Source organism: Streptomyces sp. NBC_01264, assembly GCF_026340675.1.
Classification (GTDB): domain Bacteria; phylum Actinomycetota; class Actinomycetes; order Streptomycetales; family Streptomycetaceae; genus Streptomyces.
In genome coordinates, this window is sequence record NZ_JAPEOX010000001.1 from 4,128,426 (window position 1) to 4,142,057 (window position 13,632).

Consider the following 13,632-nt stretch of genomic DNA (forward strand, 5'->3'; position numbering starts at 1 on the left):
AGAGACCCATTCACAGTGTGAATTTAACAATCTCCCAGAAACTCGTTGACTCGGTTCACAGGCTCTGCTGTGATGATCTCACCGAACAGGCCGTCAGATCAGGCAGGAGCCACACACATGTCCCAGACCATGCGCACCGGTTGGATCGCCCGCACCACCCGCAACAAGGTCCTGGCGGGCTGCGGCGCGGCCGTCGCCCTCGTGACGCTCAGCGCATGCGGCGGCGGCGACACCGCCGCCGACGAGGGCGCCGACCCGGCAGCCTCGAAGCCGGCGGCGAAGAGCAGCGCCCCGGCCGCCGACGCGGGCAGGGCGAAGTCGGCCGTCAAGGGCAGCGGCACCTTCCAGGTCGGCTCCGACGTCCAGCCCGGCCTCTACCGCTCGGCGGGCAACAAGGCCGACGCCAACTGCTACTGGGAGCGCGCCAAGGACTCCAAGGCCGAGCCGGAGTCGATCATCGACAACGACAACGTCGTGGGCCTCTCGTACGTGGCCATAGCCGCCACCGACAAGATCTTCAAGACCGAGGGCTGCAAGGGCTGGGAGCTCGTGGACCCGCAGGCCACGGGCACCCCGAAGGCCGAGATCTCCGGCAAGGGCGGCATGCTCAAGGTCGGCGTCGACATCGCCCCGGGCACCTACAAGTCCGCCGGCTCCACCGAGGACGGCAGCGGCTGCTACTGGGAGCGCACCAAGGACGCGACCGGCAGCCTCGACACGATCATCGCCAACGAGAACCCCGAGGGCCAGGCCGTCGTGACGATCGCGGCCAAGGACGGCTTCTTCAAGACCGTCGACTGCCAGGACTGGAAGAAGGCCTGACGGGGGCGGTTCAGCGCAGCCGCTCCGGCGGGCGGGTGGGATTGCCCCCGGTCGGCAGCCGCTCCCCCGGGCAGCCGGCCAGCACGCGCTTCATCGCGTCACGCTCGCCGGCCGTGACCCACAGCCCGTACTTCCGCTTGACCGCGATCTGGGCGGCGACGTAGCGGCAGCGGTACCCGCGGTCGGGCGGGAGCCAGGTGGCCGCGTCACCGTCCCCCTTCTCGCGGTTGGCCGCGGCGTCGACCGCCAGGAGGTTCAGCGGATCGTTGGCGAAGGCGATCCGCTTGCCCTTGTCCCAGCCGTCGGCCCCCTTCTGCCAGGCGTCGGAGAGGGCGACGACGTGGTCGATGTCCACGCCGGGGCGGCCCCGCTCGTGCGTGATGCGGGCGCCGGTATAGGGGTCCTTCTCCAGCACCCCGGTCAGCACCTTGCAGCCGTCCTTGAAGGTGGTCCGGGCCAGGTCCCGCTTGAGGATGTCCTCGCGGGTCCCGCAGCCGCTGCCGTCCGTGTCCAGCCAGCCCTTGCCGAACCGCTCGCGCGCGTACCCCGTCTTCGGCGCCCGCCCCTTGACCGCGAGCCCGTCCACCGAGGTCAGGGCCACCGGCCCGTTGGCCGGGAGGGGGGCGTCCACTTCGGCGCAGCCGGAGGCCGCGAGGGCCGGGGCGAGCAGGAGGACGGGAAGCAGCAGGCGGGAGCGCATAGGACAAGATCATAAACTCCATCCGATTACGGGATGTTCCGACCCTCCAACGAGCGAACCACCCCAAACGGGCGTAGCGTCGCAGAAGGGATTAGGGAAGGAGCCCGAGCATGGGGATTTTCGACAGGTTCAAGGCCAAGGGCAAGGACATCTCCGACAACCTCGAACAAGAGGTCAACGAGAAGACCGGCAACAAGTACGCCGACCAAGTCGACAAGGCCCAGCAGCAGATGGAACAGAAGCTCGGCATCGACGACGACCCGAAGAAGTAGCCCCCTCGGGAACGCGAACGGCCGCGGACGGGGACCGGAAGGTCCCCGTCCGCGGCCGTCGCCGTGTCCACGAGCGCCGCGCTCACCAGCGCCTACGGACGCACCGCCCTACGAGCCGAGGATCGTGGCGAGGAACTCCCCGGTCCAGCCGAGCAGTTCCCGTCCGACCAGCGGCTTCCCACCCACCCGGGCGGTCTTCGGCCGCGGCACCAGCACCTGCGAGGCGGTCGGCTTGATCACCGAGCCGGGGTAGAGCCGCTTCAGCCGCAGCTCCTGCGACTCGCGCAACTCCACCGGCCCGAAGCGGATGTTGGGTCCCTGGAGGGTGATGTCACCGACCCCGCAGGCGCGGGCGAGCATCCGCAGTCCGGCCACCAGCAGCAGGTTCTCCACCGGCTCCGGCAGCTTGCCGTAGCGGTCGGTGAGTTCCTCGCGGACCGCCTTGACGTCCTCTTCGGAGTTGGCCGCCGCGATGGACCGGTACGCCTGGAGGCGCAGCCGCTCGCCCGGCGCGTAGTCGTGCGGGACGTGCGCGTCGACCGGCAGCTCGATCTTGACCTCCAGCGGCGGCTCCTCCTCGACCGCTCCGTCGACGGCCGACCGGTAGTCGGCCACGGCCTCGCCGACCATCCGGATGTAGAGGTCGAAGCCGACGCCCGCGATGTGGCCGGACTGCTCGCCGCCGAGCAGGTTGCCCGCGCCGCGGATCTCCAGGTCCTTCATCGCCACGTACATGCCAGCGCCCATCTCGGTGTGCTGGGCGATCGTCGCGAGCCGCTCGTGCGCGGTCTCGGTCAGCGGCTTCTCCGGCGGGTACAGGAAGTACGCGTACCCGCGCTCGCGGCCACGGCCCACGCGGCCGCGCAGCTGGTGCAGCTGGGAGAGGCCGAAGTTGTCGCCGCGCTCGACGATGAGGGTGTTGGCGTTGGAGATGTCGATGCCGGATTCGACGATCGTCGTGGAGACCAGGACGTCGAACTTCTTCTCCCAGAAGTCCACCACGACCTGTTCCAGGGCCTGTTCGGACATCTGGCCGTGCGCCGTCGCGATGCGCGCCTCGGGCACGATCTCGCGGAGCTTGGCGGCCGCCCGGTCGATGGACTCGACCCGGTTGTGGATGTAGAAGCACTGGCCCTCGCGGAGCAGCTCGCGGCGGATCGCGGCGCCGATCTGCTTCTCCTCGTAGGGGCCGACGAAGGTCAGGACCGGGTGGCGCTCCTCGGGCGGGGTGGTGATCGTGGACATCTCGCGGATGCCGGTCACCGCCATCTCCAGGGTGCGCGGGATGGGGGTCGCGGACATGGTCAGCACGTCGACGTTGGCCCGCAGCTTCTTCAGCTGCTCCTTGTGCTCGACGCCGAACCGCTGCTCCTCGTCGACGATGACCAGGCCCAGGTCCTTGAACTTGGTCTCCTGGGAGAACAGCCGGTGCGTGCCGATGACGATGTCGACGGAGCCCTCCTTCAGGCCCTCCAGCGTCGCCTTGGACTCGCTGTCGCTCTGGAAGCGCGACAGCGCCTTCACCTTGACCGGGAACTGCGCGTACCGCTCGGAGAAGGTGCCGAAGTGCTGCTGCACCAGCAGCGTGGTCGGGACGAGGACGGCGACCTGTTTGCCGTCCTGGACCGCCTTGAACGCGGCGCGGACCGCGATCTCGGTCTTTCCGTAGCCCACGTCACCGCAGATGAGGCGGTCCATGGGGACCGACTTCTCCATGTCCTCCTTGACCTCGGCGATGGTGGTGAGCTGGTCGGGGGTCTCCGCGTACGGGAAGGCGTCCTCCAGCTCGCGCTGCCAGGGGGTGTCGGGGCCGAAGGTGTGGCCGGGGGCCGCCATGCGGGCGCTGTAGAGCTTGATGAGGTCGGCGGCGATCTCCTTGACCGCCTTCTTCGCGCGCGCCTTGGTCTTGGTCCAGTCGGCGCCGCCGAGCCGGTGCAGGGTCGGGGCCTCGCCGCCGACGTACTTGGTGACCTGCTCCAGCTGGTCGGTGGGGATGTAGAGGCGGTCGCCGGGCTGGCCGCGCTTGGCCGGCGCGTACTCGACGAGCAGGTACTCGCGGGTGGCGCCCTGCACGGTGCGCTGCACCATCTCGATGTAGCGGCCGACGCCGTGCTGCTCGTGGACGATGTAGTCGCCGACCTCCAGCGTGAGCGGGTCGATCGTCTTGCGGCGCCGGGTCGGCATCCGGCCGAGGTCCTTGGTGGCGGTGCGCTGGCCGGTCAGGTCGGTCTCGGTCAGGACGGCGAGCTTCAGGACCGGGTCGACGAAGCCGTTGTCGAGGGAGCCGCACGAGACGTGGACCAGCGAGGGCTCCAGGACGGCGACGTCCGCCTCCAGGCGGGCCGCGATGCCCTCGCCGCCGAGCACCTCGACGGTACGGGCGGCCGGGCCGTGGCCCTCGGTGAGGTAGACCGTGCGCCAGCCGTCGGCGAGCCAGGCCTTGGTGTCGGCGAGCGCGCGGGCGGTGTCGCCGCGGTAGGCCTCGGGGGCGTGCATGCCGAGCTTGAGCGTGTCTCCGCCGGTCAGCTCCGCCTCGTCGGCGGCGAACGGGGACACCGACCACCACATCATGCCGAGCTCGCGCGCGTGCTCCCGTACGTCGGCGATCCCGCGGAGCGAGGCGGCGCCCACGTCGATGGGGGCCTCGCCACCACCGGCGGTGGCGGCCCAGGAGGCCATCAGGAACTCCTGCGAGGTGGCCACCAGGTCCGAGGCCCGCGTCCGCACCCGCTCCGGGTCGCACACGACGGCCATGGCGCCGGCGGGCAGTACGTCGATCAGCAGCTCCATGTCGTCGACCAGGACCGGGGCCAGGGACTCCATGCCCTCGACGGCGATCCCTTCGGCGATCTTGTGGAGCAGTTCGCCCAGCTCGGGGTGGAGCTCGGCGAGGGCCGCGGCGCGCTCGCGCACCTCGTCGGTGAGCAGCAGTTCCCGGCAGGGCGGGGCCCACAGGCCGTGCTCGGCGATCTCCAGGGAACGCTGGTCGGCGACCTTGAAGTAGCGGATCTCCTCGACCTCGTCGCCCCAGAACTCCACGCGCAGCGGGTGCTCCTCGGTCGGCGGGAACACGTCGAGGATGCCGCCGCGCACCGCGAACTCGCCGCGCTTCTCGACGAGCTCCACGCGGGCGTACGCGGCTGCGGCCAGTGCCTGCGTCACCGCGCCGAGGTCCACGCTCTCGCCCTGGCGCAGGCTCACCGGGACCAGGTCCCCGAGCCCCTTGACCTGCGGCTGGAGCACGGAACGGATCGGCGCGACGACCACGGAGACCGGGCCGGCCGCGGGGTCGTCCTTGCTCGGGTGCGCGAGGCGGCGCAGTACGGCGATCCGGCGGCCCACGGTGTCGCTGCGCGGGCTCAGCCGTTCGTGCGGCAGCGTCTCCCAGGAGGGGTACTCCGCCACCTCGTCCGGGTTGAGCATCGAGCGCAGGGCCGCGGCCAGGTCCTCCGCCTCCCGCCCGGTGGCGGTCACCGCGAGCACGGTGCGCCCGGTACGGGCTGCCAGTGCGGCGATGGCGAAGGGCCGCGCGGCGGCCGGGCCGACGAGGTCCACGTGCATGCGGTTGCCGTCCCCGGCCGCGGTGACCGCTTCGGCGAGTGCGGGGTCCCGGGTGACGGCGTCGAGCAGTCCGTGCAGGCTCATGAAGGCGGCTTTCCGTCCGGTGAGGTGCGGCACGTCCCCGCGAGGCGGCAACGCGAAGGACCCGACACGTCGAACGGGCCGGGGGTTCCCACCCTACGACGCGGGTCCGACACCCGCGCGTGGGATCGGGGTCCCTCGTGGGGGTGACGGAGCTGGCGCGGACCGGTCCGGCCTCAGGACGCTTGGCACGATGGCTGGTCCACCTCTGTCCCGTGCCCTGGAGTACACGAGGGAAGCGGCCCGGCAGTACACCGTCCACGAAAAGAAGACCCACTTCTCCAAGATCCTGGAGATCGTCGCCACCGGCAAAGAGGTCATCATCAGCAAGGCCGGAGAGCCGGAGGCCAAGGTCGTCCCGCTCGCGGGGAAGGTCCGGCGGACCGACCGGGGGTCGGTCACCGAGCCCGTCGTCCTCCGCGAAGACTTCGACGACATGTCCGACGATTCCGGCTTCGCCGAGGCCTTCGGACTGCTCCCTACCCCTGGCATCGAGGCTGCGGAATCCGGGCGGGGCGGCTGCCCGCCCACCACAAGGACCCCTTAGATCGGACACTGGTAGCCCAGGCCCAGACGGAGGGACTCACCTCGTCACCCGGGACAAGCACATCCCGCTCTACGACGTGCCCGTCATGAGCGTTTGAATCCTCCCCTCCCTGAAGGGAGGGGATTCCTCACTCTCCAGGGCTGATCGGGGATTTCTAGCTCACGCTGCCGGGCCAGGCAGTGCCTGGCCCGGTCTTCCGCGATCAGCACTAGCCGGGTTGAGACCAGCCCGGACCAGCATCACGCGGGCGGAGTTCTTGTCCCTGGGGGACACCGCTCTGCACGCGGTGCAGGCATACGTTCGTTCCGATACCTCTTCGACCCGGGCTTGCCCTTCGCCGGCTTACGGCGCGCCATCATCCGCTGATAGCGGGCGAGCCCAGCAACCGCCTTCCTGCCGTGCTCGGCGTGCCGGAGGTCGTGGTCGTCGCTGGTGGTGGTCGCCGTCTCCCTCACACCCCAGTCGATCCCGATCACCGCCCCCGTCTGCGGGAGCGGCTGGGCTTCGGTCGGGACGACGAACGAGCAGTACCAGTGCCCGAGACTGTCCTGATACACGCGCACGCTGGACGGGCCGGTGGGAAGGTGCCGCGACCACACCACCGTCAGGGCGATCCCGCCCGCCAGATACAAGCGGCCGTCCCTCAACCGGAAACCGCGCTTGGTGTAGTTGAGAGACGGCAGCGCTTCCCGCTTCTTCTTCCACTTCGGCATCCCGGCCCGCTGCCGCACCGGCAACCGGTCCTCAATATCCTTCTGCGCCTTGGCCCGGGACTTCCCGAAATCCCGGATCAACTCTGCTGCGGAACGCTGGATCCCTCACGGAGCCAGGTGTTCGTCTTACGGCCCTCGGTCAGCATCTTGTCGAGCTGCCCCGGACCACACATCTGCTTGTCCGCGCCTCCGGGTCGGTGCTTGTTCCACAGGTGCGTCTGCTTCGACTTCGCGCAGCACTCGTTCCAGATCCACCGGCACCGGTCCCACTCACCCATCAGGGCGGCGAGCGCGGTAGACGACACACGGACGCGGAAGGTCCATCGGGCATGCCCGGCATCCCCCACGATCGGTGTCGTCGTCATTCCAGCAACCTAGCCCCGCCCACTGACAACAACCGAAAGCACAGGTCAGACCAGATGCGAACCGACCTCCGGCGCTCCGCGCCTCCACCCCAAGGACCCATTCCTCCACGGCCTGAAGGCCGGAGCCTCCTGGGAGAAACCCGGTGAACGACCCCGGCCCCGCCTCACCCGAACGGGTGAGGCGGGGCCGGGGCTCCCCCGTACGACCGGCCGGCGACTACTCGCTGGCGATCGCGTTCAGGACGTTCATCCGGCCCGCCCGGAAGGCCGGGACCAGGGCGGCCAGCAGGCCGACCAGGGCGGAGCCGGCGAACACGCCGAGGATGGTGGGCCACGGGATCTCGAGGATCTTCATGCCCTCCAGTGCGAGGAGCTGGTGGGCGGTGGCGCCCCAGCCCATGCCCAGGCCGAGGCCCAGGAGGGCGCCGAAGAGGGCGATGACCACCGACTCCAGGCGGATCATGCGGCGCAGCTGGCGGCGGGAGAGGCCGATGGCGCGCATCAGGCCGATCTCGCGGGTCCGCTCGACCACCGAGAGGGCCAGGGTGTTCACGACGCCCAGGACCGCGACGATGATCGCGAGGGCGAGGAGGGCGTAGACCACGTTCAGCAGCTGGCCGACCTGGTCCTTCAGCGCCTGCTTGTAGTCCGTCTGGTTGAGCACCTGGTACTGCGGGTACTCGGCCAGCGCCGACTTGACCGCCGCGTAGGCGGCGTCGTCCTGGCCGTCCTTCGCGGTGGCCAGCACCATGAAGGGCCGGGGCATCTTGTCGGCCGGCAGGTTCGCCTGGGCGACGGCCGTGCTGACGTACTTCATGCCCTTGTCGAGGTTGCCCTCGTCGCTGGTGATCGCCGCGACCTTGAGCTTGGCGGTCTTGCCGCCCGTGAAGGCGACCGTCATCTCGTCACCGAGCTTGACCTGGTGCTTGGTCGCGTACTCGGAGCCCACCGACATCGAGCCCGGCTTGTACGCGTCCGCGTGCTCGCCGGCCGTCGTCTTGCGGCGGACGTCCTGGGCGTACGTGGGGTCCTGGACCCCGATCCCGTCCGACTCGGTGGTGCCGTCGGGGGCGGTGATCTTGGCGTCGACCTCCCGGTAGGCGGTGACGTGCGCCAGGCCCGGCGTGGCCCGCAGCGCCTCCTCGGCCTGCGGTACGACCGGCTGCCCGGTCTGGGACTGGACGATGAAGTCCGCGCCGACCGACTTGTCGAGCTCGTCGGTGGCCGAGGCCACCATCGAGGAGCCGACCACCGACAGGCAGGCGACCAGCGCGAGGCCGATCATCAGCGCGGCGGCGGTGGCGCCGGTGCGGCGCGGGTTGCGCAGCGCGTTGCGCTCGGCGAGGCGGCCTATGGAGCCGAAGGGCCGCAGCACCGGGGCGGACAGGGCCCGGACCACGACGCCCGCGAGGAGCGGGCCGATCACGATGAAGCCGATGAGGGTGAACAGGACGCCCAGCCCCAGCCACTGCGCTCCGGTGCCCGCGGCGTCGGCGGTGCCGGCCAGGTACAGGGCCGCGGCGCCTATGCCGGTGAGGCCCAGGCCCAGGGCGGCGCGGATCCGGCCGGCCTTCTTGTCGCCGGGGGTGCCGGACTCACGCAGGGCGGCCATCGGGGAGACCTTGCCGGCCCGGCGGGCCGGGATGAAGGCGGAGACGACGGTGACGACGACACCGAGGACGATCCCGGTGACCGGGGTGGTCCAGGCGATGGTCAGGTCCTCGGTGGACAGGCTCATGCCCATCTGGCTCATGAGCTGCATCAGGCCGACGGCCAGGCCGACGCCAGCGGCGACGCCGAGGACCGAGCCGACCACGCCGAGCAGCAGGGCCTCGATGACCACCGACTTGAGCACCTGGCCGCTGTCGGCGCCGATGGCCCGCATCAGGCCGATCTCACGGGTGCGCTGGGCGACCAGCATCGAGAAGGTGTTGAAGATCAGGAAGATCCCGACGAGGAAGGCGATCGCGGCGAAGCCGAGCATCACCCACTTCATGATGTCGAGGAAGTCCATGCTCTTCTTGTTGGCGTCCGCGGCTTCCTTCGCGGTCTGCAGCTTGTAGGTGTCGGCGCCGACGGCGGCGGCCACGTTCGCCTTGAGCTGCGCGTCGCTCACCCCGTCCTTGGCGGTGACGTTCAGGTGGGTGAAGGTGTCCGGGGCGCCGAGCAGCTTCTGCTGCGCGGTGGCGGTGTCGAAGTAGACGACGGTCGCGCCCGGGTTGGTCACAGTGAAGGCGGCGATGCCGGTGATCTTGGAGCGGATGTCGCCGGTGACGGCGATGGTGCGGATGTCGTCGCCCAGCCCCAGGTGGTGCTTCTTCGCGGTGTCGCTGTCGATCATCACGTCGGTGGGGCCTCGCGGGGCCTGCCCCTCGATGATCTTCATCGACTTCAGTTCGTTCTCGGTCCAGTTGCCCGCGAAGGTCGGAGCTCCGGTGGTCGAACCGAGGTTCTCGTTCTTCGAGTTGACGACGGTGACCGCCATCGAGGAGACGCCGCCCTCGACGGACTTGACGCCCTCGGCCTTCTTCACCTGCGCGACGAGGGAGGCGGGCAGCGCCTGCGGCTTGCCGGTGTCGGGGGTCTCCCCGCCGCTCTCGGCCTCCTTCGGGGTGACCGTGACATTGGAGTTGGTGACCGCGAACAGCTTGTCGAAGGTGGTGTTCATGGTGTCCGTGAACACCAGCGTCCCGCAGACGAAGGCGACGGACAGCAGGACGGCCACGGCGGAGAGCGCCATGCGTCCCTTGTGCGCGAAGAAATTGCGCCGCGCGGTCTTCATGACGGTCATGACGTCCGCCCGCGCGCGTCGAAGTCCTTCATGCGGTCCAGGACCTGGTCGGCGGTGGGCGTGTGCATCTCGTCCACGATCCGGCCGTCCGCGAGGAAGATGACGCGGTCCGCGTAGGAGGCGGCGACCGGGTCGTGCGTGACCATGACGATGGTCTGGCCGAGCTCGTTCACCGAACGGCGCAGGAAGCCCAGGACCTCCGCGCCGGCCCGGGAGTCGAGGTTTCCGGTCGGCTCGTCGCCGAAGATGATCTGGGGCCGCGAGGCCAGGGCGCGGGCAACCGCCACACGCTGCTGCTGGCCGCCGGAGAGCTCGGTCGGACGGTGCTTGAGGCGGCCCGCCAGGCCCACGGTCTCCACGACCCGGTTCAGCCACTCCGCGTCGGCCTTGCGGCCGGCGATGTCCATGGGGAGCGTGATGTTCTCCAGGGCGTTGAGCGTCGGCAGCAGGTTGAAGGCCTGGAAGATGAAGCCGATCCGGTCGCGGCGCAGCTGCGTGAGCTTCTTGTCCTTCAGCCCGGTGATCTCGGTGTCGTCCAGGAAGATCTGGCCGCTCGTCACCGTGTCCAGACCGGCCAGGCAGTGCATCAGCGTGGACTTGCCGGAGCCCGAGGGCCCCATGATCGCGGTGAACTGGCCGCGGTGGATGTCCACGTCCACCGCGTCGAGGGCGACGACCCGCGTCTCGCCGGAGCCGTAGGCCTTGACGACCTTCCGTGCCCGCGCCGCGACGGCCTCATGCCCTCCAGTACCCCCGTGCCTGGTTTCGGTCATAGCCGTTGTCACGGTGTTTCCCCTCGTCCTGATCCCTGTGATGCGCTTCATCGGAAGTCTGCTGGGCGGGGGTGCCGCGGCGCGCTGGTGCCAATCGCCGTATCCATAGGGGTGCTAGCCCTACCCCCCCCCCCCCCCCCCCCGGACTCCCGCCCTGTAGAAACCAGTTAAGGACGCCCCCGCTCTTTCCTCCTCCTCCCCTGGGACGAAGCGTCCCTGGATCCTTGTGAGGACCAACCCCTAGGGGATCTCGCCCGTTGGGACGAGGCGCCCTGAGGGGATACCGCCCCGTAATGCCGCAGTGAGAAGGTGTCTTCGCAGGTACGCACGGGGGGGGAAGGGTTTTTCATGGGCTCAGGGGAGAGCACGGGCGCGAGTACCGGCGACAGTGCCGGAGGCATAGCCGGGGGCGGCCCCGGCGGATCCGGAGGCCAAGCCTCCGCCACGTCCGGGACCCCGGCTCCGCAGGCGGAGTCCCCGCCCGGGCGGCCCCGTACGGCCGTCGTCGCCGCCCTGATGCTGACCATGGGCCTCGTCGCCCTCGACGCCGCCATCGTCGCCACCGCCGTCCCGCAGATCGTCGGCGACCTCGGCGGCTTCGCCGTCTTCTCGTGGATCTTCTCGGGCTACGTCCTGGCCGGAACGGTCACCCTGCCCGTCTACGGCAAGCTCTCCGACACCTACGGCCGCAAGCCCGTCCTGCTCCTCGGCATCAGCCTCTTCCTGCTCGGCTCGCTGCTGTGCGCGGCCGCCTGGAACATGGCCGCCCTCATCGCCTTCCGGATCCTGCAGGGCCTGGGCGGCGGTGCCCTGCAGGGCACCGTCCAGACCCTGGCCGCCGACCTCTACCCGCTCAAGGACCGGCCGCGCATCCAGGCCCGGATGTCCGCAGTCTGGGCCACCTCGGCGCTGGCCGGCCCGGCGCTCGGCGGGCTGATCGCCACGTACACCGACTGGCGCTGGATCTTCCTGCTCAACCTGCCGCTGGCCGCCGCCGCCCTGCTGATCATCAGCCGCCACCTGATCGAGCCCACCCTGCCCCCCGGCCGCACCGGCCCCGTCGACTGGGCGGGAGCCGTCGCCGTCTTCGCCTGCGGGGGGCTGCTGCTCTTCGCGCTGGTGCAGGGCGGAGTCGCCTGGCCCTGGCTGTCGGCGCCCTCGCTGGGGCTGTTCGCGGCCGCTGTCGTACTGGGCGTGCTCGTCGTCCGGATCGAACGCCGGGCCGAGCAGCCCATCCTGCCCGGCTGGGTGTGGCGCCGGCGCACCATCGCCGCCGTGAACCTGGCCATGGCCGGGCTCGGACTGCTGATGGTCGCCCCGATGGTGTTCATGCCGACGTACGCCCAGACCGTCCTGGGCCTCGGCCCGACCGGCGCCGGTCTGGTCACCTCCGCGATGACCCTGAGCTGGCCGATCAGCGCCGCCCTCGCCCAGCACGTCTACCGGCGCATCGGCTTCCGCAACACCGCCGCCACCGGGGTCGCCCTGGCCGCCGCCGTCCTCGGCGCCTTCACCCTGCTCCCCTACCCCCCGCCGGTCTGGCAGCCCGTACTGATCATGCTGCTGCTGGGCGGGGCCCTCGGCCTCTTCCAGCTCCCGCTGATCGTCGGGGTCCAGTCCACGGTGGGCTGGGAGGAGCGCGGAACCACCACCGCCTCGGTTCTGTTCTGCCGCAACGTCGGCCAGAGCGTCGGAGCCGCGCTGCTGGGGGCCGTGGCCAACGCCACCATCGCCGGCCGGCTGGCTCAGGCCCCGGTGGCGGGACTCCCCTCGAACCTGGACGACGTCTCCAAGGCCCTGACCCACCCCGACCTCCTCGCCCCCGAGGCCGCGGAGTACCTGCGCCGGGCGGTGGCCGCCGCCGGGGACCACATCTTCCTCGGCGCGACCCTCGCTGCGGCCGCGTCGGCGCTGGTGCTGCTGCTGGTGGCACCGCGGCGGTTCCCGGTCCTGCCGGAGCAGCGGGAGGGCTGAGGAGCCCGGGGCGACTTGTCATGCCCGGGCCGATTCGGTAACCCTCTGCGGAGACGCCGTACTTCCGGGGGGACCACACATGACGTCCGCACTCTTCGCACTCGCCTTACTCGCCGTGCTGGCGGGCCCCGTCCTCCTACGCCTGATCCGCCACCCCGGCTTCGTCACCGGCCGCGACGGGCGCCTCTCCACCTCGATCACCCTGGCCCTGGCCTGGACGGTCATCCTCCTCTGGCTGCTCCTGGCCACCCTCGGCTACGGACTCACCGCGGGCGGCGGAGTCGACTGGTTCCAGGGCCCCGAGGGCCCCCTGTCCTCCCTGACGACCGTCTACCTCCCCCTGCTCGGAGGCCCGTACGCCGCCCTGATCGCGGCGAAGGCGGTGGTCGGCATGCGGGTGGAGCGGGGCTCCTTGGCCAAACCGGCGCCGAGGGGCACCGAGCGGCGCCCCGTGCACGACCTGATCTCGAACGACGGCGGGCGGACCGATCTGGTCGACCTGCAGTACGTCGCCCTGAGCGCGGTCACGATGCTGTACGTGGTGGCGTTCTTCCTGTCGGACGTAGGCGGCGGGCTGCCGAAGCTGCCGGCCGAGATGTGGGCGCTGACGGGGGCGCCGGCCGGCGCGTACCTCCTGAACAAGGTGGCCTTGCGAGGCAATCCGGTCATCACCGGGGTCTCCGTCTCGGACGGCGTCCTGACGGTCGAAGGCGGCGGCTTCGGAGACGCCCCCCGCATCGAACTGGACGGCACCCCGCTCCCGACCAAGGTCACCCCGACGGGCGCCCTGACGGCTCCCCTCCCGACTCCGCCCCCCTCCACCTTCACGGTGGTGGTCACCACCCACGGCCTCCGCAGCGACCCGTCCCCCTACAACCCCCCGTCCTGACACCCCCTGCGCGGCCGCGCCGTCCCTGCGGGGCCGGGTCCCCTACCCACCCTTCCACCGTTCCCCGGGCCAGCCCGGACCCCGGTCCTCAAACGCCGGACGGCTGAAAAGACCCGGGGCCGGTGCCAGCCCGCACGCAGGCCA

At 70.6% G+C, this 13,632-nt stretch carries 9 protein-coding genes and 1 pseudogene; 5 read left to right on the forward strand and 5 right to left on the reverse strand.

Annotated features, from left to right (window positions below):
• The first annotated feature begins 117 nt into the window (after positions 1–117).
• Complete coding sequence (locus OG435_RS18985) at positions 118–822, forward strand: hypothetical protein (protein WP_266878147.1); 705 nt, start codon at positions 118–120, stop codon at positions 820–822.
• Between the two features lie 10 nt (positions 823–832).
• On the opposite strand, the gene OG435_RS18990 is transcribed toward OG435_RS18985, so the two are convergent.
• A complete protein-coding gene (locus OG435_RS18990) occupies positions 833–1,522 on the reverse strand; it encodes an HNH endonuclease family protein (RefSeq protein WP_266878149.1) in 690 nt (229 codons plus the stop codon).
• Positions 1,523–1,632: 110 nt separating this feature from the next.
• On the opposite strand from OG435_RS18990, the gene OG435_RS18995 reads away from it, so the two are divergent.
• The gene (locus tag OG435_RS18995) at positions 1,633–1,794 is read left to right on the forward strand and encodes an Rv0909 family putative TA system antitoxin (protein ID WP_266878151.1); all 162 of its coding nucleotides are present in this window, start codon (positions 1,633–1,635) and stop codon (positions 1,792–1,794) included.
• Between the two features lie 108 nt (positions 1,795–1,902).
• Here OG435_RS18995 and mfd read toward each other — a convergent pair whose 3' ends face one another.
• Positions 1,903–5,439, reverse strand: coding sequence for a transcription-repair coupling factor (mfd, locus tag OG435_RS19000; protein ID WP_266878152.1), 3,537 nt, complete (start codon positions 5,437–5,439; stop codon positions 1,903–1,905).
• Positions 5,440–5,629: 190 nt separating this feature from the next.
• On the opposite strand from mfd, the gene OG435_RS19005 reads away from it, so the two are divergent.
• A complete protein-coding gene (locus OG435_RS19005) occupies positions 5,630–5,983 on the forward strand; it encodes a type II toxin-antitoxin system Phd/YefM family antitoxin (protein ID WP_266878154.1) in 354 nt (117 codons plus the stop codon).
• Positions 5,984–6,142: 159 nt separating this feature from the next.
• Here the strand turns inward: OG435_RS19005 and OG435_RS19015 are convergent.
• The 3 genes and pseudogenes from OG435_RS19015 to OG435_RS19025 form a co-directional block, all read right to left on the reverse strand.
• Positions 6,143–7,061 (reverse strand): annotated as a pseudogene (locus OG435_RS19015) (RNA-guided endonuclease InsQ/TnpB family protein).
• A gap of 217 nt (positions 7,062–7,278) precedes the next feature.
• The gene (locus OG435_RS19020; RefSeq protein WP_266878155.1) at positions 7,279–9,852 is read right to left on the reverse strand and encodes an ABC transporter permease; all 2,574 of its coding nucleotides are present in this window, start codon (positions 9,850–9,852) and stop codon (positions 7,279–7,281) included.
• Positions 9,849–10,625: an ABC transporter ATP-binding protein gene (locus OG435_RS19025; protein ID WP_382756123.1), complete on the reverse strand. Its 777-nt coding sequence runs from the start codon at positions 10,623–10,625 to the stop codon at positions 9,849–9,851. Before OG435_RS19025 ends, OG435_RS19020 begins: the two co-directional genes overlap by 4 nt.
• A gap of 348 nt (positions 10,626–10,973) precedes the next feature.
• Here OG435_RS19025 and OG435_RS19030 point away from each other — a divergent pair, with 348 nt between their 5' ends.
• Positions 10,974–12,599 carry an MFS transporter gene (locus OG435_RS19030; RefSeq protein ID WP_266878157.1) on the forward strand — a complete coding sequence of 542 codons (1,626 nt, stop codon included), beginning with the start codon at positions 10,974–10,976 and terminating at the stop codon, positions 12,597–12,599.
• Between the two features lie 79 nt (positions 12,600–12,678).
• Positions 12,679–13,488: a hypothetical protein gene (locus tag OG435_RS19035; RefSeq protein WP_266878158.1), complete on the forward strand. Its 810-nt coding sequence runs from the start codon at positions 12,679–12,681 to the stop codon at positions 13,486–13,488.
• Positions 13,489–13,632: the final 144 nt, after the last annotated feature.

Bases quoted from the DNA above. Each gene is read 5' to 3' on its own strand.
- OG435_RS19025 (WP_382756123.1), bottom strand. From the start codon at position 10,625: ATGACCGAAACCAGGCACGGGGGTACTGGAGGGCATGAGGCCGTCGCG.
- OG435_RS19005 (WP_266878154.1), top strand. From the start codon at position 5,630: ATGGCTGGTCCACCTCTGTCCCGTGCCCTGGAGTACACGAGGGAAGCG.
- mfd (WP_266878152.1), bottom strand. From the start codon at position 5,439: ATGAGCCTGCACGGACTGCTCGACGCCGTCACCCGGGACCCCGCACTC.
- OG435_RS19030 (WP_266878157.1), top strand. From the start codon at position 10,974: ATGGGCTCAGGGGAGAGCACGGGCGCGAGTACCGGCGACAGTGCCGGA.
- OG435_RS18990 (WP_266878149.1), bottom strand. From the start codon at position 1,522: ATGCGCTCCCGCCTGCTGCTTCCCGTCCTCCTGCTCGCCCCGGCCCTC.
- OG435_RS18985 (WP_266878147.1), top strand. From the start codon at position 118: ATGTCCCAGACCATGCGCACCGGTTGGATCGCCCGCACCACCCGCAAC.
- OG435_RS19035 (WP_266878158.1), top strand. From the start codon at position 12,679: ATGACGTCCGCACTCTTCGCACTCGCCTTACTCGCCGTGCTGGCGGGC.
- OG435_RS18995 (WP_266878151.1), top strand. From the start codon at position 1,633: ATGGGGATTTTCGACAGGTTCAAGGCCAAGGGCAAGGACATCTCCGAC.
- OG435_RS19020 (WP_266878155.1), bottom strand. From the start codon at position 9,852: ATGACCGTCATGAAGACCGCGCGGCGCAATTTCTTCGCGCACAAGGGA.